The sequence below is a fragment of the Streptomyces sp. NPDC050508 genome (genome assembly GCF_040655155.1).
Taxonomy (GTDB): Bacteria; Actinomycetota; Actinomycetes; order Streptomycetales; family Streptomycetaceae; genus Streptomyces.
Genome location: NZ_JBFAJJ010000011.1, coordinates 295,548 through 318,203, shown reverse-complemented (window position 1 = coordinate 318,203; position 22,656 = coordinate 295,548). Strand labels below are relative to the sequence as shown.

General features: G+C 68.7%; 24 protein-coding genes and 1 tRNA gene. 18 read left to right on the top strand and 7 right to left on the bottom strand.

Going from position 1 to position 22,656, the window contains the following annotated elements:
• The first annotated feature begins 4 nt into the window (after positions 1–4).
• Positions 5–655 carry an RDD family protein gene (locus AB0I69_RS30370; protein ID WP_363098897.1) on the top strand — a complete coding sequence of 217 codons (651 nt, stop codon included), beginning with the start codon at positions 5–7 and terminating at the stop codon, positions 653–655.
• Positions 656–740: 85 nt separating this feature from the next.
• Here the strand turns inward: AB0I69_RS30370 and AB0I69_RS30365 are convergent, their stop codons facing one another.
• Entirely contained in the window at positions 741–1,043 is a 303-nt protein-coding gene (locus AB0I69_RS30365; RefSeq protein WP_363098896.1) for a hypothetical protein, read from the bottom strand.
• Between the two features lie 435 nt (positions 1,044–1,478).
• Here AB0I69_RS30365 and AB0I69_RS30360 point away from each other — a divergent pair, with 435 nt between their 5' ends.
• From AB0I69_RS30360 to AB0I69_RS30350, 3 genes are all read left to right on the top strand, one after another.
• Positions 1,479–3,821 (top strand): immune inhibitor A domain-containing protein, encoded by a 2,343-nt coding sequence (locus tag AB0I69_RS30360; RefSeq protein WP_363098895.1) that lies wholly within the window; start codon positions 1,479–1,481, stop codon positions 3,819–3,821.
• A gap of 135 nt (positions 3,822–3,956) precedes the next feature.
• Positions 3,957–4,310, top strand: a complete 354-nt coding sequence (locus tag AB0I69_RS30355; RefSeq protein WP_363098936.1) for a hypothetical protein — start codon at positions 3,957–3,959, stop codon at positions 4,308–4,310.
• 276 nt (positions 4,311–4,586) lie between these two features.
• Positions 4,587–6,794 carry an MMPL family transporter gene (locus AB0I69_RS30350; RefSeq protein ID WP_363098894.1) on the top strand — a complete coding sequence of 736 codons (2,208 nt, stop codon included), beginning with the start codon at positions 4,587–4,589 and terminating at the stop codon, positions 6,792–6,794.
• 52 nt (positions 6,795–6,846) lie between these two features.
• On the opposite strand, the gene AB0I69_RS30345 is transcribed toward AB0I69_RS30350, so the two are convergent.
• Positions 6,847–7,431: an isochorismatase family protein gene (locus AB0I69_RS30345; protein ID WP_363098893.1), complete on the bottom strand. Its 585-nt coding sequence runs from the start codon at positions 7,429–7,431 to the stop codon at positions 6,847–6,849.
• A gap of 115 nt (positions 7,432–7,546) precedes the next feature.
• A complete protein-coding gene (locus AB0I69_RS30340) occupies positions 7,547–8,893 on the bottom strand; it encodes a nicotinate phosphoribosyltransferase (RefSeq protein WP_363098892.1) in 1,347 nt (448 codons plus the stop codon).
• An 80-nt stretch (positions 8,894–8,973) separates the two neighbouring features.
• On the opposite strand from AB0I69_RS30340, the gene clpS reads away from it, so the two are divergent.
• From clpS to AB0I69_RS30300, 8 genes are all read left to right on the top strand, one after another.
• Complete coding sequence (clpS, locus tag AB0I69_RS30335; RefSeq protein ID WP_317885767.1) at positions 8,974–9,291, top strand: ATP-dependent Clp protease adapter ClpS; 318 nt, start codon at positions 8,974–8,976, stop codon at positions 9,289–9,291.
• Between the two features lie 12 nt (positions 9,292–9,303).
• Positions 9,304–9,909, top strand: a complete 606-nt coding sequence (locus AB0I69_RS30330; RefSeq protein WP_363098891.1) for a DUF2017 domain-containing protein — start codon at positions 9,304–9,306, stop codon at positions 9,907–9,909.
• Between the two features lie 277 nt (positions 9,910–10,186).
• Positions 10,187–11,611 (top strand): amino acid permease, encoded by a 1,425-nt coding sequence (locus AB0I69_RS30325; RefSeq protein ID WP_363098890.1) that lies wholly within the window; start codon positions 10,187–10,189, stop codon positions 11,609–11,611.
• A gap of 75 nt (positions 11,612–11,686) precedes the next feature.
• A complete protein-coding gene (locus AB0I69_RS30320; RefSeq protein ID WP_363098889.1) occupies positions 11,687–12,115 on the top strand; it encodes a M67 family metallopeptidase in 429 nt (142 codons plus the stop codon).
• 49 nt (positions 12,116–12,164) lie between these two features.
• On the top strand, positions 12,165–13,220 hold the full coding sequence (locus AB0I69_RS30315; protein ID WP_363098935.1) for a LacI family DNA-binding transcriptional regulator: 1,056 nt from the start codon (positions 12,165–12,167) through the stop codon (positions 13,218–13,220).
• Positions 13,221–13,308: 88 nt separating this feature from the next.
• Positions 13,309–13,404 (top strand): putative leader peptide, encoded by a 96-nt coding sequence (locus AB0I69_RS30310; protein WP_317774922.1) that lies wholly within the window; start codon positions 13,309–13,311, stop codon positions 13,402–13,404.
• A gap of 94 nt (positions 13,405–13,498) precedes the next feature.
• Positions 13,499–13,777 carry a MoaD/ThiS family protein gene (locus tag AB0I69_RS30305; RefSeq protein WP_317886863.1) on the top strand — a complete coding sequence of 93 codons (279 nt, stop codon included), beginning with the start codon at positions 13,499–13,501 and terminating at the stop codon, positions 13,775–13,777.
• Positions 13,778–13,783: 6 nt separating this feature from the next.
• Positions 13,784–14,734 (top strand): cysteine synthase, encoded by a 951-nt coding sequence (locus tag AB0I69_RS30300; protein WP_363098888.1) that lies wholly within the window; start codon positions 13,784–13,786, stop codon positions 14,732–14,734.
• Between the two features lie 94 nt (positions 14,735–14,828).
• Here the strand turns inward: AB0I69_RS30300 and AB0I69_RS30295 are convergent, their stop codons facing one another.
• Complete coding sequence (locus AB0I69_RS30295) at positions 14,829–15,248, bottom strand: type II toxin-antitoxin system PemK/MazF family toxin (protein ID WP_363098887.1); 420 nt, start codon at positions 15,246–15,248, stop codon at positions 14,829–14,831.
• Between the two features lie 214 nt (positions 15,249–15,462).
• Between AB0I69_RS30295 and AB0I69_RS30290 the strand changes: the two genes are divergently transcribed.
• On the top strand, positions 15,463–16,215 hold the full coding sequence (locus tag AB0I69_RS30290) for an MBL fold metallo-hydrolase (RefSeq protein ID WP_363098886.1): 753 nt from the start codon (positions 15,463–15,465) through the stop codon (positions 16,213–16,215).
• Positions 16,216–16,415: 200 nt separating this feature from the next.
• Entirely contained in the window at positions 16,416–17,348 is a 933-nt protein-coding gene (locus tag AB0I69_RS30285; protein ID WP_363098885.1) for an NADP-dependent oxidoreductase, read from the top strand.
• A gap of 69 nt (positions 17,349–17,417) precedes the next feature.
• Here AB0I69_RS30285 and AB0I69_RS30280 read toward each other — a convergent pair whose 3' ends face one another.
• Both AB0I69_RS30280 and AB0I69_RS30275 read right to left on the bottom strand, forming a co-directional pair.
• Positions 17,418–18,668 carry a PTS transporter subunit EIIC gene (locus AB0I69_RS30280; RefSeq protein WP_363098884.1) on the bottom strand — a complete coding sequence of 417 codons (1,251 nt, stop codon included), beginning with the start codon at positions 18,666–18,668 and terminating at the stop codon, positions 17,418–17,420.
• A gap of 180 nt (positions 18,669–18,848) precedes the next feature.
• Complete coding sequence (locus AB0I69_RS30275) at positions 18,849–20,141, bottom strand: PTS transporter subunit EIIC (RefSeq protein ID WP_363098883.1); 1,293 nt, start codon at positions 20,139–20,141, stop codon at positions 18,849–18,851.
• 106 nt (positions 20,142–20,247) lie between these two features.
• On the opposite strand from AB0I69_RS30275, the gene AB0I69_RS30270 reads away from it, so the two are divergent.
• The 4 genes from AB0I69_RS30270 (at position 20,248) to rdgB (ending at position 22,521) form a co-directional block, all read left to right on the top strand.
• On the top strand, positions 20,248–20,517 hold the full coding sequence (locus AB0I69_RS30270) for a PTS glucose/sucrose transporter subunit IIB (RefSeq protein WP_078532317.1): 270 nt from the start codon (positions 20,248–20,250) through the stop codon (positions 20,515–20,517).
• 78 nt (positions 20,518–20,595) lie between these two features.
• On the top strand, positions 20,596–21,333 hold the full coding sequence (gene rph / locus AB0I69_RS30265; protein ID WP_363098882.1) for a ribonuclease PH: 738 nt from the start codon (positions 20,596–20,598) through the stop codon (positions 21,331–21,333).
• A 143-nt stretch (positions 21,334–21,476) separates the two neighbouring features.
• Positions 21,477–21,887 (top strand): hypothetical protein, encoded by a 411-nt coding sequence (locus tag AB0I69_RS30260; protein WP_363098881.1) that lies wholly within the window; start codon positions 21,477–21,479, stop codon positions 21,885–21,887.
• A 31-nt stretch (positions 21,888–21,918) separates the two neighbouring features.
• Positions 21,919–22,521 carry an RdgB/HAM1 family non-canonical purine NTP pyrophosphatase gene (rdgB, locus tag AB0I69_RS30255; protein ID WP_363098880.1) on the top strand — a complete coding sequence of 201 codons (603 nt, stop codon included), beginning with the start codon at positions 21,919–21,921 and terminating at the stop codon, positions 22,519–22,521.
• 47 nt (positions 22,522–22,568) lie between these two features.
• Here the strand turns inward: rdgB and AB0I69_RS30250 are convergent.
• Positions 22,569–22,643 (bottom strand) — tRNA-Leu (locus AB0I69_RS30250).
• Positions 22,644–22,656 lie beyond the last annotated feature (13 nt).

Here is a 22,656-nt window from a genome sequence, read left to right as displayed (position 1 = left end):
GGCCATGAGTACCGAACCGCCTTCGGGCTCCGGCCAGCAGCCGCCGGAAGACGACCCGTTCAGGAAGCAGCCCCCTCCTGGCCAGGGATCGGGCTCACCGTACGACCCGCCGTACGGCAACCAGCCTCCGCAGCCCCCGCCGTACGGTGGCGGCGGTGGTGGTGACCCCTACGGCGGCGGCTCCTACCCGAGCGACCCCCTCGCCGGCATGCCCCCGCTCGCCGACAGCGGCCGGCGCACGCTCGCCCGGATCATCGACCTGATCCTCGTCGGCATCGTCGTCTGGCTGGTCACCTGGGCCTTCGGCGTGCACGAGTACGACGTCAACTCCGACAGCGTCTCCTACGCCAAGTCGCTCGGGCAGTCGCTGACCGCGGCCGTGCTCTACATGGGCTACGACACCGTGATGCTCACCAAGTCGGGTCAGACGCTGGGCAAGAAGTGGCTGGGCCTGCGGGTGGCCAACCTCGACAACGGGTCGACGCCCTCGGTGCAGACCAACCTGATCCGCGCGGCGGTGCTGTGGATCCCGTTCGCGTTCTGCTGCGCCTGCATCTGGACCGCGATCAGCGGCGGTTGGAGCTTCTTCGACAAGCCGTACAAGCAGGGACTGCACGACAAGGCCGCCAAGACCGTGGTGGTCAGCACGCGTTGACGTGACCAGGGGGGTACACAGCGATCGGCGGGTCCGTGGGAAACGGACCCGCCGATGCGTATGTCTGGGCAGAGCTGAGCTTGGTCTAGGGCGTGATCCGCTCCCGTACCGGCTTCGCCGACACCGAGGCGGACACGGTCTCGCGCTGCACCACTACGCGCTCCGGCAGAGCGGCTGGTGGTGCGGCCTGGGCGGCGGCCTGGGTGGCGGCTCGGCTCTTCGGCTGCGGCACCGTCAGCGAGACGAGCAGGCCGAGGGCGAGCGCGGCGAATGCGATGACCGCGATCCCCAGACCCGAAGTCGTCTGTGACAGCAGCAGCATGGCGAGCGTCGAGAAGATCACGGTGAACGAACCGTAGGCGAGCTGTGCGGCGGTCGGACGAGGCATGGCAATCGAGTCCTCGTTAGGAATCGGAGGGGAGGCTGTGAAAGGGGGGTGCGACTACGATGTCGGCCTGGCTTTCCGCCGGCTCCGGGCGTTCCGCCAATCGACTCTATTCGCCTGCATGCCCGAGTGGAACCGGCAGTAAGCGTGACCTAACACACGGCTCCGGAGCATGGGGGGCGCACGGAGTCATACCGTCCACGAAGTGGACGGATGCACGCGCCTGTTGAGCGATGGACGAGTCGGCCGCGGGTGTCCGTAAAGCGGACCCCTGCTTCGCATAGTGCACTTGTCCTGCTCAAGTCAAGGTCTGTCTTTTCTCGTAAACCTCTAGTCAAATAACGTCACTTGACTATCACGCGTACACCGCGCGCGGCCCTTCCCTGACTCCAGGACCCCCCTTCCGCGCGGTCGGGTGCGCGCAGGGGAGGACCTCAAGTGACCAGCAGACCCTGGACGTTCAGAGCGGCCGCGGTGGGCGTCGCCCTCGCGGCGGCCACCGCCACGTTCTCGACGTTCGCCGTGGCGGAGGCCGGAACCACGGCCGGCTCCGCCGGCGTGGACCGGCACGACCCCGCGCCGGTCGCGCAGAAGGAGCACGACCTCGACGGCCCGCTGAGCAAGACGCAGGACGCGCAGCGCCAAGAGGCCCTGAACCAGGTCATATCCGGCAAGGCGTCGGTCAAGGACCGCAACGGCTCGCAGGTCGTCCAGCTCAAGAGCAAGGGCGGCAAGAGCAAGTACGTAGAGCTGAGCCGGGAGAAGACCGACAAGATCTTCACGATCCTGGTCGAGTTCGGCGACAAGGTGGACACCCGCTACGGCGGCACCGTCGGCCCGCTGCACAACCAGATAGCCGCGCCCGACAGGGCGAAGGACAACTCCACGGCCTGGCAGGCGGACTACAACCAGGCGCACTTCCAGGACCTGTACTTCGGCACCGGCAAGAACACCGAGTCGCTCAAGAAGTACTACGAGAAGCAGTCCTCGGGCCGCTACTCGGTCGACGGCGAGGTCACCGACTGGGTCAAGGTCCCCTACAACGAGGCCCGTTACGGCTCCAACAAGGCCTCCACCGGCGCCTGGTACGCGGTCCAGGACGGCGTCAACGCCTGGGTCGCCCAGCGCGAGGCCGCCGGTGACACCGCCGCCGAGATCAAGACGGAGCTGGCCCAGTTCGACCAGTGGGACCGCTACGACTACGACGGCGACGGCAACTTCAACGAGCCCGACGGCTACATCGACCACTTCCAGATCGTGCACGCCGGTGAGGACGAGTCCGCCGGCGGCGGCGCGCAGGGCGAGGACGCGATCTGGGCCCACCGCTGGTACGCCTTCGGCACCGACGCCGGCTCCACCGGACCGGACACCAACAAGCTCGGCGGCACCCAGGTCGGCGACACCGGCGTCTGGGTCGGCGACTACACGATCCAGCCGGAGAACGGCGGACTCGGCGTCTACGCCCACGAGTACGGCCACGACCTCGGCCTGCCCGACGAGTACGACACCGCGGGCGGCGAGAACTCCACCGGCTTCTGGACGCTGATGTCGTCCGGTTCCTGGCTCGGCACCGGCAAGGAAGCCATCGGCGACCTGCCCGGCGACATGAACGCCTGGGACAAGCTCCAACTGGGCTGGCTGGACTACGACGTGGCCAAGGCCGGCACCAAGTCCAAGCACACGCTGGGCGTCGCGGAGTACAACACCAAGAACCCGCAGGCGCTGGTGGTCCAGTTGCCCCAGAAGGCGGTCACCACCGAGGTGGTCACCCCGGCGCAGGGTGCCACGCAGTGGTGGAGCGGCAGCGGCAACAACCTGAGCAACACCCTGTCCCGCTCGGTCGACTTGACCGGCAAGTCGTCCGCCGCCCTCACGCTGGACGGCTACTACGACACCGAGAAGGACTACGACTACCTCTACACCGAGGTGTCGAAGGACGGCGGCGCGACCTGGACCCCGATCGACGGCAAGCTGGCCGACGGCTCCGCCATCCCGCGTGACGGCAGCGGCAACCCGGCCCTCACCGGCACGGCGGCGGCGTACCAGAAGCTGACGTACCCGCTGGACGCCTACGCGGGCCAGAAGATCGACGTCCGCTTCCGCTACCAGACGGACAGCGGTGTGGCGCAGAAGGGCTTCGCGGCCGACGAGATCACGGTGACCGCCGACGGCGCCACCCTCTTCTCCGACAACGCCGAGTCCGCGGACGCGGCCTGGACGGCGAAGGGCTTCTCGCGCATCGGCTCGTCCTTCGTGGACGACTACGCGCAGTACTACATCGCCGAGAACCGTCAGTACGTGTCGTACGACAAGGTGTTGAAGGTCGGCCCGTACAACTTCGGCTTCTCGACGACCCGTCCGGACTGGGTGGAGCACTACGCCTACCAGAACGGCCTGTTGATCTGGAAGTGGGACACCTCGCAGGCGGACGACAACACCAGCGCGCACCCCGGCGAGGGTCTGATCCTGCCGATCGACTCGCACCCGACGCAGCTGAAGTGGACCGACGGCACGCTGATGCGCAACCGCGTCCAGGCCTACGACTCCCCGTTCAGCTGGTACCCGACGGACTCGGTCACGCTGCACAAGGCCGACGTGGCCACCAAGATCAAGTCGCAGCCCGGCGTCCCGGTCTTCGACGACGGCAAGTCGACCTACTACGACACGTCGAACCCGACGGCCGGTGTCAAGATCACTGACACCAACACCCGGATCAAGATCGTCAAGGAGCCGCTGAGTGGCTCGACGGTCAGCGTCCAGGTCGGACCTTCGGCAAAGTAGTCGGTAAAAGCGCAGGTCAAACACGTATCGGCGGTGACCCCCTGGCGGGTCGCCGCCGATCCGTGTTTAGGTGCGTCCTGTGCTCGGCTTATTGACACCGACCTCGAACTCGACCCGCCAGGGGGTGTGACCGCATTGTCCGCAGGAGGTTTCTGCAAGCTGCCCACAGGCAGCGTGGTGGTGGCGTTGAACCTGCCCAGACCCACCGCCCAGGGCGACGAATGCGTCCGCGTGCTCGTCCACGCCCGCAACCGCGCCCGGGCCCTGACCAGGCTCCGCAACCTCGGTATGCGGGCCGTCTACCTGCGCGGCAACGCGGCCCCACCGACCCCGGACGAGATCACCGCCGTCCTGCACCACCCCGACGGCCTGATATGGCGCACGGCACCGGCGCCTGACAACGCTGTCGTGATCCCCGGCCAGGAGCTGCCGCAGGAGCTGTGGCACCCGATTCGGGCGTTGATGCGGAGGCCTCCGGCGGCGGCGTGAGGGGGGTAGTGCGTTGACTGCCGGCCGGTGGGGGCTGGTCGCGCAGTTCCCCGCGCCCCTGAAGGGGCGCTGTAGGCGCCGCGGGCCTTCGCAACAGTGCCCTGAGCATTGTCAGGGCCTCGTGCCCCGTTAGGGGCGCGGGGAACTGCGCGACCAGCCCCCACCGGCCCGCAGCCAACCGACGACGTGCCCTCGCGTGCCCCCGACAGGCGGTCCGCCCCGATGCACCCCATCCTGAGATGGCTCGGGGCACCCTAAAGACCGCCGGAGGCCCTCGTGGCTACCGTCCTCTACCGCCTGGGGCGCCTGGCCTTCCGCCGGCGCTGGTACGTGACCATCCTCTGGGTGGTGATCCTCGCGGCCCTCGGCTTCGCCTCCGCCAAGGCGGCCGAAGCCCCCGCCACCACCTTCTCCACCCCGGGCGTCGAGTCCCAGCGGGCCTTCGACCTGATCCAGCAGCGCTTCCCCGGAGCGCAGGCGGACGGCGCCGTGGCCCGTGTGGTCTTCGTCGCCCCCGACGGACAGAAGATCACCACTGGCAAGGACCGGGCGGCCGTGGTCCGACTCGTCGACGAGGTCTCCGGCGGCCCGCAGGTGGCCTCCGCCGTGAACCCCTTCCAGGCGGACGCGGTCAGCAAGGACGCGACGACGGCGTACTCGACGATCACGTACACCGTGCAGGCCAACGACCTCTCCGACACCGCCAAGAACAACCTCAGGAACGCCGCCCGGCAGGCCCGCGACTCCGGCCTCACCGTCGAGATCGGCGGCACCGCCCTGGCCGCACAGCCCGCGGCGGGCGGAGTCGGCGAGGTCCTCGGCGTCGCCATCGCCGCCGTAGTGCTGCTGATCACCTTCGGGTCGCTCGCCGCCGCCGGGCTCCCGCTGCTGACCGCGATCCTCGGCGTCGGCATCTCCATGACCGCGATCACGACCCTGGCCAGCACGTTCGGCCTGTCCAGCACGACCGGCACCCTCGCCACGATGCTCGGCCTGGCCTGCGGCATCGACTACGCGGTGTTCGTCGTCTTCCGCTACCGCGAGGAACGCGCCAACGGCCACACCACCGAGGAAGCGGCGGGCCTGGCCGTCGGCACGGCGGGCTCGGCGGTGGTGTTCGCGGGCCTCACGGTCGTCATCGCACTCGCCGGCCTCTCGGTCGTAGGCATCCCACTCCTCACCAAGATGGGCCTGTGTGCGGCCGGCGCGGTCGTCCTCGCCGTCCTCATCGCGCTGACCCTCGTCCCCGCCCTGCTCGGCTTCTGGCCCCGTGCCGTCCTCTCCCGCCGCTACAAGACGACCGGACGGCGCATCCAGGGCGTGGCCGGCAACATGGGCAGCCGCTGGGCCGGGTTCGTGCTGCGCCACCCCTGGCCGGTCCTGCTCGGCACGGTCGTCGGCCTGGTGGTCCTCGCGCTCCCCGTGCTGGGCCTGCAACTGGGCCAGTCCGGCGACGAGGCCAAGTCCACCGCGACCACCGAACGCCGCGCCTACGACGACCTCGCGAAGGCGTTCGGCCCCGGCTTCAACGGCCCGCTGACGGTCGTAGTGGACCTGACAAAGGCCTCCGCCCCCAAGGCCGCGGCGGCCACGGTCGAGCGCCGGATCGCGGCGGTACCGGGCGTGGTGTCGGTGACCCCGGTCCGCTTCAACTCCACTGGAAACACAGCCCTGTTCACCGCCGTACCCGCCGAGGCGCCCACCAGCCAGAAGACCGTCGACCTCGTCCACACCATCCGCGACGACCGCCCCGCGATCGTAGCGGCGGCCCCCGGCGCGACCTTCGAGGTCACCGGCACCACCGCCCTGAACATCGACGTGGCCCAGAAGGTCAGCGGCGCCCTGATCCCGTACCTGATAGTGGTCGTAGGCCTGGCAGTCCTCCTGCTCCTCCTGGTGTTCCGCTCGATAGTCATCCCGATCAAGGCGGCCGTCGGCTTCCTGCTCTCGGTGCTGGCCGCGCTCGGCTGCGTGGTCGCGGTCTTCCAATGGGGCTGGGGCGCAAGCCTGTTGGGCGTGGAGAGCACCGGCCCGATCATGAGCCTGATGCCGATCTTCCTGGTGGGCATCGTCTTCGGCCTGGCCATGGACTACGAGGTCTTCCTCGTCTCCCGCATCCGCGAGGCCTACGTCCACGGCAGCGCGGCCCACGCGTCGATCGCGACCGGGTTCCGCTACAGCGCCCGGGTCGTCACGGCCGCCGCCCTCATCATGATCTCGGTCTTCGCGGGCTTCATCACGGCCGGCGACTCCATGATCAAGATGATCGGCTTCGGCCTGGCGATAGCCGTCCTCTTCGATGCCTTCATCGTCCGCATGGCCTTCGTACCGGCCGTCCTCGCCATCCTGGACGACCGCATCTCCTGGCTACCGGGCTGGCTGGACCGGCTGCTACCCAACGTCGACATCGAGGGCGAGGCATTGAGCCGTCAACACCCGGCAACGGAACCAGTGGAAACCCCGCGAGCCGAAGCGCCCCTTTAGGGGCGCGGGGAACTGCGCGACCAGCCCCCACCGGCCCGCAGCCAAACAACGGCTAGACGACCGGCTTCCCCGTCAACTCAACCCCGGCCGCCCGCAGTTCCTCCAACGCCCGATCCGTGGACTCCTCAGCCACCCCGGCCGTGAGGTCCAACAGCACCTGCGTACGGAACCCCTCCCGCACCGAGTCCAACGCCGTCGCCTTCACGCAGTGGTCCGTCGCGATCCCGACCACATCCACCTCGTCGATCTCCCGCGCCCGCAACCACTCCCCGAGCGACACCCCGTTCTCGTCCCGCCCCTCGAACCCGCTGTACGCCGCCGCGTACGCCCCCTTGTCGAAGACGGCGTCGATCGCGCCGGAGGCGACCGCGGGCGCGAAGTTCGGGTGGAACCCGACCCCCTCCGTGCCCGCGACGCAGTGCGCGGGCCAGGAGTGGGCGTAGTCGGGGTTGTCGGCGAAGTGGCCGCCGGGCGCGATGTGGTGGTCGCGGGTGGCCACGACGTGCCGGTAGCCGGCGGGCGCCTGCCCGATCAGCTCGGTCACGGCGGCGGCCACGTCGGCACCACCGGCCACCGCGAGACTGCCCCCTTCGCAGAAGTCGTTCTGCACGTCAACGACGATCAAGGCGCGGCGCATGGTGGTGTCCTTCGACGGTGAGTGAGATTCGAGCCTAGAGACTCCGGCGGCACTACGGGAGGGCGTACCCCTGATTTTCGTACAGGTCTTAACCAGGGGTCTTCATCAGCGGTTCTTAACTACCCGACCGCAGATGCACGTACTCCGTCGGAAGAACAGCCTCCCCACGCGACAACTGGGTCGCCGACAACGGCAGGTTGGCCCGCGCCCCCGCATGCCGGTCCCGTACGACGTCCAGCGGCTCGCGTGCGACGACCTCACCGCCCTTGACCAGCTCCACCAGCAACTGCCGGTCGGCCAGCTCGGCCGGTACCGGCCCGGTGCCGATCACCTCGGCCTCCGCGATCCCCTCGCCGTCCAGTCGCCGTGCCGCCCACTTGCGCCCGCCGATCGACGTCTTGCCCCCGCTGGACTTCTTCGCGACCGGTACCAGCGGCGCCTTCGGATCGGCGGACTCGGCACGCGCGACCAGCTTGTAGACCATCGAGCAGGTCGGGTGCCCGGAGCCGGTCACCAGCTGGGTGCCGACGCCGTACGCGTCCACGGGCGCCGCCGCCAGCGAGGCGATGGCGTACTCGTCCAGGTCGGAGGTCACGATGATCTTCGTGTTGACGGCGCCCAGCTCGTCCAGCTGCTGCCGCACCCGGTGCGCGACGAGCAGCAGGTCGCCCGAGTCGATGCGGACGGCGCCCAGTTCGGGCCCGGCGACCTCAACTGCCGTACGGACGGCCTCGGTCACGTCGTACGTGTCGACGAGCAGCGTCGTGTTCCGGCCCAGCGAGTCCACCTGTGCCTGGAACGCGTCGCGTTCGTTGTCGTGGAGCAGGGTGAAGGCGTGCGCGGAGGTGCCGACGGTGGGGATGCCGTAGCGGAAGCCGGCCGCGAGGTCGGAGGTGGTGGCGAAACCGCCGACGTAGGCCGCGCGGGAGGCGGCGACGGCGGCCAGCTCGTGGGTGCGGCGGGCGCCCATCTCGATCAGCGGGCGGTCCCCGGCGGCGGAGGCCATGCGGGAGGCGGCGGCGGCGATCGCGGAGTCGTGGTTGAGGATGGAGAGGATCACGGTCTCCAGGAGCACGCACTCGGCGAAGGAGCCCTCGACCCGCATGATCGGCGAGCCGGGGAAGTACACCTCGCCCTCCGGGTAGCCCCAGACGTCACCGCTGAAGCGGTAGGCGGCGAGCCACGCGAGGGTCTCCTCGTTGACGACGTTCCGCTCGCGCAGGAAGCCGAGGACGTCCGCGTCGAACCGGAAGTTCTCCACCGCGTCCAGGACGCGCCCGGTGCCCGCGACGACGCCGTAGCGGCGGCCCTCCGGCAGCCTCCGGGTGAAGACCTCGAAGACCGAACGCCGGTCGGCCGTACCCGCTTTGAGGGCGGCCTGCAGCATCGTCAGCTCGTAGTGGTCGGTGAAGAGCGCCGTCGAGGGAACGTCCACCGGCAGCCCAAGGTCCGCTGTGTTCATGGCAACGGATGGTACTCCCATCTCGTCACTCTGACGATTTGTGGGGTCCATTTGTGCGGAGGCCCCCTTGTGGTGGCAGCATGGCCCGTGTGACGTCACCCGCACCCCTGGAGATCGAACGCACCGAGTCGGCGGAGGAGGTCTTCGCCGTACCCGAGCCGGACGTCCCCTGGGTCACGATCGTGCACAACGACCCGGTCAACCTCATGAGCTATGTGACGTACGTCTTCCAGACGTACTTCGGCTACTCCAAGGACAAGGCCACCAAGCTCATGATGGACGTCCACCACAAGGGCCGCGCGGTCGTCTCCAGCGGAAGCCGCGAGGAGATGGAACGCGACGTGCAGGCCATGCACGGCTACGGTCTGTGGGCCACCCTCCAGCAGGACCGGAAGTAGCGACCCATCCCGATGCCAGGACACTTCGAACCCCTTCGCGGCGGCGGTGCCGCCGTAGCCCTCGACGACGTCGAGATCTCCATCATCCGGTCGCTGGCCGTCCAGCTCCTGGAGCTGATCGGGCCGGGCCCGGGGGAGGACGCCTCCGACGACCCCCTCGCGGAGCTCTTCGCCGAGGGCCCGAGCGAGCCGCCCGCCGACCCGGTGCTGAGGCGGCTCTTCCCGGACGCCTACAGCGACCCCGAGAAGGCCCCCGACTCGCCCCAGGACGCCGAGGAGAAGCTGGCGCACTCCGCCGAGTTCCGCCGCTTCACCGAGAACGACCTGAGGGCCGGCAAGCGCGAGAACGCCCTCGCGGTGGTCCGCACCCTCGACTCGCTGACCCCCGGCGGCGACGGCGGCGCGATCCTCAAGCTGACCGCCGAGGAGTCCCGGCAGTGGCTCGGCTCGCTCAACGACCTGCGCCTGGCGATCGGTTCACGCCTCGACATCACCGACGAGGACGACACCGACGACCTCTACCGGCTCCCGGACGAGGACCCGCGCAAGCCGATGGTGATGGCGTACCTCTGGCTGGGCGGCCTCCAGGAGACGCTGGTCACGACCCTGATGCGCTGACCGGAGCAGCCGTTCCGTTCGCTCAGCGGACCCTCAAATCCGCATAACGATCACGTCACCGCGACGGCCAGGAATGCTGGCCGTCGCTGCTTTTTGTCCACTTCTTCCTGTGGTGTACGCCACAAACATCCCCGTCGATCCCGATTGCGACCGTGATAGATCTTCACGACTGCCCGGCGGACGCCACCCATGTCCCGCCGGGTTCGCCATGCGGCCGACGGACCTCGGCCGGGCAGCTCCAAGTCCATGGGGGGATTCGGAGAAAGGCGCACCACACATGACCTCCGCTCAGGCCGAGACGGACAAGACCCCCGAGGAGGGGTACGAGCGCGGGCTCGGCAGCCGTCAGGTCCAGATGATCGCGATCGGCGGCGCCATCGGCGTCGGACTGTTCCTCAACGCCGGGGCGAACATCGCCAAGGCGGGCCCCAGCCTCATCCTGATGTACGCCCTCGCCGGCGTGATCATCTTCTTCATCATGCGGGCCCTCGGCGAACTGCTGCTCTACCGCCCGGTCTCGGGCTCCTTCGCCGAGTACTCACGCGAGTTCCTCGGCCCGTTCTTCGGCTACTTCACCGCCTGGACGTACTGGCTGATGTGGGTGGTCACCGGCATGGCGGAACTCACCGCCGCCGCGATCTACGTCCACTACTGGTTCCCGGCGATCCCGCAGTGGACGTCGGCGCTGGTCTTCCTGGTCGTGCTGTTCGTCGCCAACCTGATCTCGGTGAAGGTGTTCGGCGAGATCGAGTTCTGGGCCTCGATGATCAAGGTCACCGCCCTCATCGGCATGATCGTGATCGGCCTGGGCGTGCTCACCTTCGGCTTCAGCTCGGCCGGTGACACCGCCTCCGTCGCCAACCTCTGGCAGTTCGACGGCTTCTTCCCCAAGGGCATCGGCTCGTCCCTGATGACCCTCCAGGGCGTCATGTTCGCCTACCTCGCCGTCGAGCTCGTCGGCGTCACCGCGGGCGAGTCCGAGAACCCGGAGAAGACCCTCCCCAAGGCGATCAACACCCTCCCGTGGCGCATCGCCCTCTTCTACGTCGGCGCCCTCACCGTGATCCTCTGCGTCGTCAAGTGGACCGAATTCGCCCCGGGCGTCAGCCCGTTCGTCGAGGCCTTCGCCAGGATCGGCATCCCGGCCGGCGCCGGCATCGTCAACTTCGTCGTCCTGACCGCCGCCCTCTCCTCCTGCAACTCCGGCATGTACTCCACCGGCCGCATGCTCCGCACCCTCGCGGACAACGGCGAGGCCCCGCGCGCCTTCAGCAGGCTGTCCGCCTCCAAGACCCCGGCGCTCGGCATCACCATCTCCGTCGCCTTCATGGGCATCGGCGTGGTCCTCAACTACGTCGTCCCGGAGAAGGCGTTCGGCTACGTCACGTCCGTGGCCACCGCCGCCGGCATCTGGACCTGGCTGATGATCCTGATCAGCCACGTCCTCTACCGCCGCGCCGTCGACGCGGGCCGCCTGCCCGCCTCGTCCTTCCCGGCTCCCGGCGGCGCGAAGTGCAGCTGGATCGCCATCGCCTTCCTCCTCTTCGTCACCGGCCTCATCGCCTACGACCCCGACTCCCGGGTCTGCCTCTTCGTCATGGCCGGCTGGGCCATCGCCCTGCTCGTCGGCTGGTTCGCCCTCAAGCTCCGCAACCCGCAGGTCACCGAGCGCCGCGAGCCGGAGTTCGAGAAGGTCCACTGACCGACCGTTTCGGCATATGGGCCCTCTCGTACCACCACTCGGTACGAGAGGGCCCTTCTGCTTATCCTGACGACCATGCCGACGCTGACCATCACCCAGGCCCTCTTCGACCAGATCGTCGCCCACGCGCGCGCCGACCACCCCGACGAGGCGTGCGGAGTCGTCGCGGGCCCGGTGGGCGAGGGCCGCCCCGAGCGGTTCATCCCGATGCTGAACGCCGCCCGCTCGCCCACGTTCTACGAGTTCGACTCCCAGGACCTGCTGAAGCTCTACCGCGAGATGGACGACCGCGACGAGGAGCCGGTGATCATCTACCACTCCCACACCGCGACCGAGGCCTACCCCTCCCGCACCGACCTCTCCTACGCCAACGAGCCCGGCGCCCACTACGTCCTCGTCTCCACCGCCGACACCGACGAGGCCGGCCCCTTCCAGTTCCGCTCGTACCAGATCCTGGACGGGGAGATCACGGAGGAGGACGTCAAGGTCGTAGAGGCATACTGACCGCGTACGCACCGGGCTGGTGCGCACCGCCCAACTCGCCGTATCGGAGATGGTGTTGACGCAGCGGTCGAACGCACGGCGCCCCACGCTGGAGGATGTCGCCCGCCGGTCGGGTGTCTCGAAGTCCACGGTGTCGCGGGTGGTCAACGGCGAGCCCAAGGTGAGCGCGGAGGTCGTGGGCCGCGTCCGGGAGGTGATCGCCGAACTGGGCTACGTGCCGAACCAGGCGGCCCGGCAACTGGTCACCCGCCGCACGGGCGCCGTCGCGGTCGTCGCCTCCCAGCCCGAGAACCGGCTGTTCCTCGACCCCTACTTCGACTGCCTGCTGCGCGGCATCCGCGCCGAACTCGCACGGCACGGCTCCCAGGCCGTCCTGCTGTTCCTGGACGAGCCCGACGACCACGCGCGGGTGGCCGACTACCTCGGCGGCGGCCACGTCGACGGCGCGATCCTGTTCTCGCTGCGCCCCGGCGACCGGCTCCCCGAGATGGTCGACCGGCTCGGCCTGCCCGCCGTCTTCGGCGGTCGCCCCTTCCTGCGCGACGGCGACCCCGTGCGTGGCCAGGCCTACGTCGACGGCGACAACCGCGGCGGCGCCCGCCAGGCCGTCCGGCATCTGGTCACCCTCGGCCGCGAACACATCGCCACCGTCGCCGGCCCCTACGACCAGGAGAACTCCGCCGCGGACCGGCTCGCCGGCTACCGGGACGTCCTCCTGGACACCGCGCCCCACCTGGTCGAACGCGCCGACTACACCCGGCAGGGCGGCGCCGACGCCATGGCCGCGCTGCTGGACCGCCACCCCGACCTGGACGCCGTCTTCGTCGCCTCCGACCTCATGGCCTCCGGCGCCCTCCAGGTGCTGCGCGAGCGCGGACGCCGGGTCCCGGACGACGTGGCCGTCATCGGCTTCGACGACCTCGTCGCCATCTCCGAGGCGACCGACCCGCCGCTGACCACCGTCCACCAGGACGTCGCGGAGATGGGACGCCTGATGGCCCGGCTGCTGTTCGGCCGTACCGAACAGGACCTCCGGCAGGGCGAGTTCCCGGCCGTGCCGTCCGTCGTCGTCCCGACCCGGCTGGTCCTCCGGCAGTCCGCCTGAGCTGCTCTGTCTCACCCCCCGACCGAATTTCGTCCGAAATGTGAGATCACATACCGAGGCCCCGGCCGGGAATCGATACGATGAGCCCATGGTTCTTCTCGACGTGAGCGACAAGGCGCCGGGCATGCTGCTCGTGGCGCGGCTGCACGTCGACCTGTGCAGGCTGAACAGCGCCATCTGTTGACAGCGCGCTGTCGCCGCACGGCCGTGCGCCGCGGCACGCAGGCATGTGCCCACCGAGACCAGACCCGTTCCGCTTCCGACAGGAGCCCCTTGCCATGGCCATCGAGGTCCGCATCCCCACCATCCTCCGCACCTACACCGGCGGCGAGAAGGCCGTCGAGGGTGCCGGTGAGAACCTCGCCGCGCTCTTCGCCGACCTTGAGACCCGGCACACGGGCATCCAGGCCCGCATCGTGGACGGCGGCGAGCTGCGCCGCTTCGTCAACGTGTACCTGAACGACGAGGACGTCCGCTTCCTCGACGGCATCAACACCAAGCTGACCGACGGCGACAGCGTCACGATCCTGCCGGCCGTCGCCGGCGGCATGGCCTGATCCTCGATGCGCTACGACTCCCCGCTGGCCGCGGTGGGCAACACCCCTCTGGTGCGCCTGCCGCGGCTCTCGCCGTCCGCCGACGTCCGCATCTGGGCCAAGCTGGAGGACCGCAACCCGACCGGCTCGGTCAAGGACCGCCCGGCCCTGCACATGATCGAACAGGCGGAGAAGGACGGCCGCCTCACCCCAGGCTGCACGATCCTGGAGCCGACCTCAGGCAACACGGGTATCTCGTTGGCCATGGCGGCCAAGCTCAAGGGCTACCGCATGGTCTGCGTGATGCCCGAGAACACCTCGCAGGAACGCCGTGACCTGCTCAACATGTGGGGCGCGGAAATCATCCCCAGCCCCGCGGCAGGCGGCTCCAACACAGCAGTCCGCGTGGCCAAGGAACTCTCCGCCGAACACCCGGACTGGGTCATGCTCTACCAGTACGGCAACCCGGACAACGCGGGCGCCCACTACGCGACAACGGGCCCGGAGATCCTCACCGACCTCCCGTCGATCACCCACTTCGTAGCGGGCCTCGGCACCACCGGCACCCTCATGGGCGTAGGCCGCTACCTCCGGGAACACAAGCTGGACGTGAAGATCGTCGCCGCCGAACCCCGCTACGACGACCTGGTCTACGGCCTCCGCAACCTCGACGAGGGCTTCGTCCCCGAGCTCTACGACGCCTCCGTCCTCACCACCCGCTTCTCGGTCGGATCGGCCGACGCGGTCACCCGCACCCGTGAACTCCTCCAACAGGAGGGCATCTTCGCCGGCGTCTCCACGGGCGCGGCCCTCCACGCGGCAATCGGGGTCGGCAAGAAGGCCGTAGCGGCGGGGGAGACCGCGGACATCGCGTTCGTGGTGGCGGACGGCGGCTGGAAGTACCTGTCGACGGGCGTGTACACGGCGCCGACGACAGAGGAAGCGATCAAGACCCTGCAAGGTCAACTTTGGGCGTGAGGTGAGGTTTTCAGGGGCGCGGGGCTGTGTCGATTTGCGGCTCCGCCGCGGGGCGCGACCAGCCACAACGGACCCGCACCCGAAAACGAACCCCTCAACCGGTGAGGTGACGGACCTGATCCCAAAGGACCGGGTCCACCACCCCCACCCGCCGCCTGAAGTCAGACACCGGCACCGCACGCAACTCGTCGGTCTCCAAATAGCTCGCCCGCCCCCGCGCATCGCCGACGGCACCCGGCGGCAAGGGAATAACCCCGCCCCGCCCATCGTGATACTTGCTGGTGATCTTCGCGACGGTGACCTTCCGCCCCCGCACCGCAAGCACCAGACAAGGCCGATCCTTCGCAGCCCCGGGTTGATCCTCGTAGGGCACATTCGCCCACCAGATCTCAGCGGGCCGAGGCCGATCCCCCCGAACCCGTCGGGACGACCCCCGCCCCCACCCGTCGACAAGCGTGGCGACGAGCGCCAGCAACATCACCGCCGCGAGCGCGAGCCACCAGAACCTGTCCATGGGACGACGTTACCGGCGCGCAATCCCCGCCGCGCGCCCCATCGCACACCCCACACGCCCCGGTTCCAGCCGAACCGGTGACACCACAGGTGAGTTCCCCCACAACAGCCCTTGGCGGAGGAGCGACCGGCCCTTTTGCGCCTTACGCTCGACGGACCGCACGACCCCCGTCACCCAACTCCAGAAGTTACCCGCCAGCGGAGGTTTCTGCTTTATGAAGCTCACCGTCGTCGGCTGCTCGGGGTCGTTCCCGTCCGCGGAATCGGCCTGTTCGAGCTACCTCGTAGAGGCCGACGGCTTCCGGCTGCTCCTCGACATGGGCAATGGCGCCCTTGGCGAGCTGCAGCGCCACTGCGGTCTCTACGACCTCGACGCGATCTTCCTCAGCCATCTGCACGCCGACCACTGCATCGACATGTGCGCGTACTTCGTCGCGCGCTACTACCGCCACGACGGCGGCCGCTGCGACCCCATCCCGGTCTACGGCCCCGAAGGCACCGAACACCGTCTGACCACGGCCTACGCCGACACCCCCACCGCCTCCTCCATGAGCGAGGTCTTCGACTTCCACACGGTGAAGCCGTCCACGTTCGACGTCGGCCCCTTCACCGTGCACACCGAGCGGGTCCGCCACCCCGTCGAGGCGTACGGCATCCGCGTCGAACACGGCGGCCGGTCCCTGACGTACTCCGGCGACACGGGCGTCACCGAGTCCCTCGACGAACTCGCCCGGGACACCGACCTGTTCCTGTGCGAGGCCGCGTTCACCCACGGCAAGGAGAACATCCCGGACCTCCACCTCAACGGCCGCGAGGCCGGCGAGACGGCCACCCGCGCCGGCGTCCGCCGCCTGGTCCTCACCCACATCCCCCCGTGGACGGACCCCCAGGCCAACCTGGCCGACGCGCGCGAGTTCTACGACGGCCCGGTGGAACTGGCGGCGCCGAGAGCGTCGTACGAGATCTGACAAGGCCCCCCGCAGCCCGCCCGTTTCTCTCGGCTGCGAGGGGCTTTGCCGTGCTCGGGTGCCTGGGCGTTCAGCTTCTGAGCGACCGTCCCTTTCCCTCGTACTGCTTGCGGGGGCAAGTTGATAGCCGTAAGCTTGCTTCCGCAAGCAAATCAGAGCAGGTCTTGCGAGGACCCGGATCTCGCAGAGAAGAGGCTGTGATGAAGGCGATTCAGCAGTACGACTTCGGCGGGCCCGAGGTGCTCACCGTGACCGAGATCCCCGAACCCGCGCCGCGCGCCGGACGGGTCCGGGTCCGGGTGACGGCGACCTCGGTGAACCCGGCGGACCTCGCGGCCCGCGCGGGATGGCTGCGCCAGGTGCTGCCCGACCTGGCACCGCCGTTCATCCTCGGCGCGGACCTCGCGGGCACGGTCATCGACGGCGACGGACCGTTCGCCCCCGGCACCCGGGTCGCCGGGCTCGCGCCCTGGTTCGTCAACCAGGAGGGCACGTACGCGGAGGTCGTCTCGATCGACCCCGCCCTTCTGGCGGAGATCCCGGCCGGGGTCGACGACGTCACCGCCGGGTCCGTCCCGATCACCGCCGAGACCGCCTGGCAGTCCCTCGACCTGGGTGGGCTCGAAGCCGGGCAGACCGTCCTGGTCACCGGGGCGAGCGGCGCCATCGGCGGGTGGGCGGTCCAGCACGCGGCCGGCCGCGGCGCCAAGGTCGTCGCCGTGGCGTCGGACGGTGACGAGAAGTACGTCGAGGGCCTCGGCGCCGACATCGTCCTCGGCCGGGCGCGCGACGCCGGGGAACTCGCCGCCGCGGTACGGAAGTCGGTGCCCGGCGGGGTCGACCTCGTCGTGGACCCCGCCGGTATCGGCGGTGACCTGATCCACGCGGTGCGCGACGGAGGTGTCTTCGTCGTCATCGCGGTCGTACCCGCCCCCGAACCGGAGCGCGGGGTCGACGTACGTCGCGTCAGTGCGCAGTCCGACGGCGCGCTGCTGGCGCGGATCCTCGCCGATGTCGCCGACGGGAAGAAGAGGACCCGCATCGGCCTGACCCTCCCGCTCACCGAGGCGGCCGAGGCACACCGCAGGAGTGAAAACAGGTCGGTGCGCGGAAAGATCGTGCTCACGGTGTGAGCGGGCCGGCACACGACGATGCCCGGTCCGGGGTGAACTCCGGGCCGGGCATCGGGTGTTGTGAAGGGCTCACGCCTTGGTGAGGTCCTCGATCTCCTCCTCGGGCTCGCGGCCCGGGGTGGGGAGGTTCCACTTGGTGATCGCGAAGCGGAAGACGAAGTAGTAGATCGCGCCGAAGACCAGACCGATCGGGATGATCAGCCAGGGCTTGGTGGCGAGGTTCCAGTTGAGCGCGTAGTCGATGAAGCCGGCCGAGAAGGTGAAGCCCGCGTGGACACCGAGCGCCCAGGTGATCGCCATGGACAGGGCGGTCAGCACCGCGTGGATCGCGTACAGCACCGGGGCGATGAACATGAACGAGAACTCGATGGGCTCGGTCACGCCGGTCACGAAGGACGTCAGTGCGAGCGAGATCATCATGCCGGTGACGGCCTTGCGGCGGTCGGGGCGGGCGGTGTGCGCGATGGCGAGCGCGGCGGCCGGCAGGCCGAACATCATGATCGGGAAGAAGCCCGCCATGAACTGTCCGGCGGTGGGGTCGTGGGCGAAGAAGCGGGTGAGGTCGCCGTGCACGACCGTCCCGTCCGGCTTGGTGAAGTCGCCGATCTGGAACCAGGCCACCGAGTTGACGAACTGGTGCATGCCGACCGGGATCAGCCCGCGGTTGATCAGACCGAACAGACCGGCACCGAACGCGCCGAGACCGGTGATCCACTCACCGAAGTTCGAGATGCCCTCACCGATCGGCTTCCAGATCAGGCCGAAGAAGACACCCATGAGCGTGCCGACGAACGCCATGATGATCGGGACGAGACGGCGGCCGTTGAAGAAGCCGAGCCAGTCGACCAGCTTGGTCCGGTGGAACTTCTGCCACAGCACCGCGGAGAGCAGACCCATGATGATGCCGCCGAGGACACCGGGGTTGTTGTAGGTCGCGGGTACGTCCGCGCCCTTGAGGATCTGCGCGTCCGTGACCGGGAAGGCCTTGAGCACATTGCTGTAGACGAGGAAGCCGACGAGCGCCGCGAGGGCGGTGGAGCCGTCGGACTTCTTGGCGAAGCCGATCGCGACACCTATACAGAACAGCAGCGGCAGGTTGTCGAAGATCGCGCCACCGGCGGTGGCGAAGACCGCCGTCACCTTGTCCGGCAGGTGCAGCTTGTCGTGGATGTCGGCCTGGCCGAACCGGAGCAGGATGCCCGCCGCCGGAAGCACAGCGATCGGGAGCTGTAGGCTGCGACCGATCTTCTGCAGGCCCTGGAACAGGCCGGATCCCCACTTCTTTGGGGGTGCCGCCGTTGGCGCGGTGGCAGTGCTCATGGACTTCCTCCATCGGGTGGTGGTCTACACCACTCAGTGGTGTAGACCTGTTGTAGCAGATGAAGTCCGCATAAAGGAACCCGCTGAATCTGCGACCGAATCGCTACGCCACGTACACGGCCGTCCGCACGCCAAAAGGCCCCCGGACCGATGGTCCGAGGGCTCAACTCCCTTACGCCGTCAGGCTTTGGTGACGTCCTCCCGCTCACCCTCCGGCTCCCGCCCCGGAGTCTTCAGATCGAACTTCGTGATCGCGAACCGGAAGATGGCGTAGTACACCGCCGCGAAGCACAGCCCGATCGGAATGATCGCCCACGGTTTCGTCGCCAGGTTCCAGTTGATCGCGTAGTCGATCAGACCGGCCGAGAAGCTGAACCCGTCGTGCACCCCGAGCCCCCAGGTCACCGCCATCGACACACCGGTCAGCACCGCGTGGACGGCGTAGAGGACGGGCGCGATGAACAGGAACGAGTACTCGATCGGCTCGGTGATGCCGGTGACGAAGGAGGTCAACGCGACCGAGAGCATCAGGCCGCTCACCTCCTTGCGGCGGCTCGGCTTCGCGCAGTGTGCGATCGCGAGCGCCGCCGCCGGCAACGCGAACATCATGATGGGGAAGAAGCCCGAGGTGAACTGCCCCGCGTTCGGGTCACCCGCCAGGAACATGTTGATGTCACCGTGCACCACCGTCCCGTCCGGCTTGGTGTAACTGCCGAACTGGAACCAGATGGGCACGTTCAGGAACTGATGCAGCCCTACGACGAGCAGCGCCCGGTTGGCGAGACCGAACACCCCCGCACCCACGGCACCCCGGGCGCTCAGCCAGTCGCTGAAGTGCTCAAGGCCGCTGCCGATCGGCGGCCAGATCCACAGACACACCGCCGCGACCGCGATGGCGACGAACGCCATGATGATCGGCACCAGCCGCCGCCCGTTGAAGAAGCCGAGCCAGTCCACCAGCTTCGTACGGTGGAACCGCACCCAGAAGAACGCGGCCAGCAGCCCCAGCACGATCCCGCCGAACACCCCCGGGTTCTGGTACGTGAACGCCGAGACCGTGTGATCGGCGGCCTGGCACCCGATCCCGGGCACCGACTTCGCGCCGCCCGTGCAGTCCTTCGGGAACTGGTGCAGCACGTTGTAGTAGACGAGGAAACCGACCAGCCCGGCCAGCGCCGTCGACCCGTCCGACTTCTTCGCCATGCCGATCGCGACACCCACACAGAACAGCAGCGGCAACCCGAGCGACCCGTCGAGCAGCGCACCGCCCGCACCCGCCATCACCTTCGAGACATTGGTCCACCCCAGCCCGTCGTCCCCGAACACGTCCGGCTGCCCGAGCCGGTTGAGGATGCCGGCGGCCGGCAGTACGGCGATGGGGAGTTGGAGACTGCGACCCATCTTCTGCAACCCCTGGAACAGGTTGTTCCAATGGGTGCGCCCAGGACTTGCGGCGGCACTGTCGGCACTCATGGACGCCCCTCGGTAATGTGGTGTAGACCAGTTGGCGACGTGATCATTGACCATCATTCGGCACGCACGACATGACCGCTCGCGAAGCTGGGCCAACTGTGGGTTACTGCGACAAAGCGGTTCGGATCAGGGAGAGAACACCATGGCCACCAAGGCTGAGAAGATCGTTGCCGGGCTGGGCGGCATCGACAACATCGAAGAGGTCGAGGGCTGCATCACCCGCCTCCGTACCGAGGTGAAGGACCCGAGCCTGGTCGACGAAGCCGCCCTGAAGGCGGCCGGCGCCCACGGCGTCGTCAAGATGGGCACGGCGATCCAGGTCGTCATCGGCACGGACGCGGACCCGATCGCGGCGGACATCGAAGACCTGATGTAAGTCCCGCAAACGCACTTCCGAGGGGCTCTTCCCGATGCGGGAGGAGCCCCTTCGCCGTCTACCACTAGGCTCTTCGCCATGTCTCGAATCGACGGCCGCACCCCCGAACAGCTCCGCCCCGTCACCATCGAACGTGGCTGGAGCAAGCACGCCGAGGGCTCCGTCCTCGTCTCCTTCGGCGACACGAAGGTCTTCTGCACGGCCTCCGTCACCGAAGGCGTCCCGCGCTGGCGCAAGGGCAGCGGCGAGGGCTGGGTCACCGCGGAGTACTCCATGCTGCCCCGCGCCACCAACACCCGCGGCGACCGCGAGTCCGTCCGCGGCAAGATCGGCGGCCGCACCCACGAGATCAGCCGCCTCATCGGCCGCTCGCTCCGCGCGGTCATCGACTACAAGGCCCTCGGCGAGAACACCATCGTCCTCGACTGCGACGTCCTCCAGGCCGACGGCGGCACCCGTACGGCGGCCATCACCGGCGCGTATGTGGCGTTGGCGGACGCTGTGGCCTGGGCCCAGGGCAAGAAGCTGATCAAGGCCGGCCGCCAGCCCCTGACCGGCACGGTCTCCGCGGTCTCGGTCGGCATCGTGGGCGGAGTCCCGCTCCTGGACCTCTGCTACGAGGAGGACGTCCGCGCCGAGACCGACATGAACGTCGTCTGCACCGGCGACGGCCGCTTCGTCGAGGTCCAGGGCACGGCCGAGGCGGAGCCCTTCGCCCGCGACGAACTCAACGCGCTCCTCGACCTGGCGGTCGCCGGCTGCGACGAGCTGACCGCCGTACAGCGAAAGGCACTTGAGGCCGCGCTGGAGAAGTAAGAGGCTTGGCCGGACAGGTAAAGGACGTACAAAGAGAGGCGGGCTGCGGGGGCAACCCGGCGGCCCGCCCCTGCGTCCCTACGCATACGGAACGGAAACGGGGCCGGCCACCGAGGCCGAACCCAGGGGGAGGACACCAAACCATGGCCGCCGCAAGCCGACGCAGTCGCAGTCGTCGCCGTATCGCCATAGCAGCCACCGTGGCGGTGATCGGTCTGACCGCCGGGCTCACCACCGGCTGCGACGCCGTCAACAAGGCCATCGACTGCGTCCAGACCGCCGACACCATCGCCGACAGCGTCACCGGCCTCCAACAGGCGGTGGAGAACGCGGCCAACGACCCCACCCAGACCGACAAGTCCCTCAACTCCATCGAGAAGGACCTCGACAAGATCGGCGACAAGACCGACAACGCCGACGTCAACAAAGCGGTGGACAACCTCGACAAGGCCGTCGACAACGTCCGTACGGCCGTCAAGAACGGCGACAACACCCCCGACATCAGCCCGGTCACGGACGCGGCGGGCGAGTTGACGAAGGTCTGCACGTCATAGGCGTACAGCGGACGTTGGAATACTGAACGGCATGACACGCCTGATCCTCGCCACCCGCAACGCCGGGAAAATCACCGAACTGAGGTCGATCCTCGCCACCGCGGGCCTGCCCCACGACCTCGTCGGCGCCGAGTCCTACCCCGACATCCCCGACGTCAAGGAAACGGGAGTGACCTTCGCGGAGAACGCACTCCTGAAGGCCCACGCCCTGGCCCGGGCAACGGGCCTCCCGGCGATCGCCGACGACTCGGGCCTGTGCGTGGACGTGTTGAACGGCGCCCCCGGCATCTTCTCGGCCCGCTGGTCCGGCACACACGGCGACGACAAGGCCAACCTGAACCTGCTCCTGGCCCAACTGTCGGACATCACGGACGAACACAGGGCCGCCCACTTCGCCTGCGCGGCGGCCCTCGCCCTACCGGACGGCACGGAACGGGTCGTCGAGGGCCAGCTGCGCGGGTTGCTGAGGCATGTGCCGGTCGGCACGAACGGCTTCGGCTACGACCCGATCCTCCAGCCGGAGGGGGAGACGCGCACCTGCGCGGAACTCACGGCGGAGGAGAAGAACGCGATCAGCCATCGGGGGAAGGCGTTTCGGGCGTTGGTGCCGGTGGTGCGGGAGTTGTTGGGCTGAGGGTAGAAGGGCGCGCCCCGAAGTCGGTGGCGCGCCACTTCACAAAGTGGGCCCGGTGGGACTCGAACCCACGACACACCGGACCTAAACCGGCGCCCTCTAGCCAGCTGGGGTACGGGCCCACAGCGTTGCTTA